This window comes from Blautia sp. HCP28S3_G10 (genome assembly GCF_052065235.1).
Taxonomy (GTDB): Bacteria; Bacillota; Clostridia; order Lachnospirales; family Lachnospiraceae; genus Blautia_A.
This window is the reverse complement of record NZ_JBQHUL010000101.1, coordinates 1-700: the sequence shown is the minus strand read 5'-3', so window position 1 is coordinate 700 and position 700 is coordinate 1. Positions and strand designations below refer to the sequence as shown.

General features: G+C 57.3%; 1 rRNA gene. It reads right to left on the bottom strand.

What is annotated here, in order from left to right:
- Window positions 1-700 (bottom strand): 23S ribosomal RNA (locus ACTNB8_RS16385); the annotation flags it as partial.

The following is a 700-nucleotide window of genomic DNA, read 5'->3' as shown; positions in this document are numbered from 1 at the left end:
CCATGCTTCCACCCCTGCCCTATCAACCTCGTCGTCTTCAAGGGGGTTTACTCCTTTCGGATGGGATATCTCATCTCGAGGGGGGCTTCACGCTTAGATGCCTTCAGCGTTTATCCCTTCCGGACTTGGCTACCCGGCCGTAGACTTGGCAGTCTAACCGGTACACCAGCGGTCCGTCCATCCCGGTCCTCTCGTACTAAGGACAGCTCCTCTCAGATATCCTACGCCCACGCCGGATAGGGACCGAACTGTCTCACGACGTTCTGAACCCAGCTCGCGTACCGCTTTAATGGGCGAACAGCCCAACCCTTGGGACCTACTACAGCCCCAGGATGCGATGAGCCGACATCGAGGTGCCAAACCACTCCGTCGATGTGAACTCTTGGGAGTGATAAGCCTGTTATCCCCAGGGTAGCTTTTATCCGTTGAGCGATGGCATTCCCACTTAATACCACCGGATCACTAAGCCCTACTTTCGTACCTGCTCCACCCGTCGGTGTCGCAGTCAAGCTCCCTTCTGCCTTTGCACTCTTCGAATGGTTTCCGTCCATTCTGAGGGAACCTTTGGGCGCCTCCGATACCCTTTCGGAGGCGACCGCCCCAGTCAAACTCCCCGTCTGGCATTGTCCCACCGCCGGTTCACGGCGGCTGGTTAGAAACCCAATACTGCAAGGGTGGTATCCCAACAGCGGCTCCATGG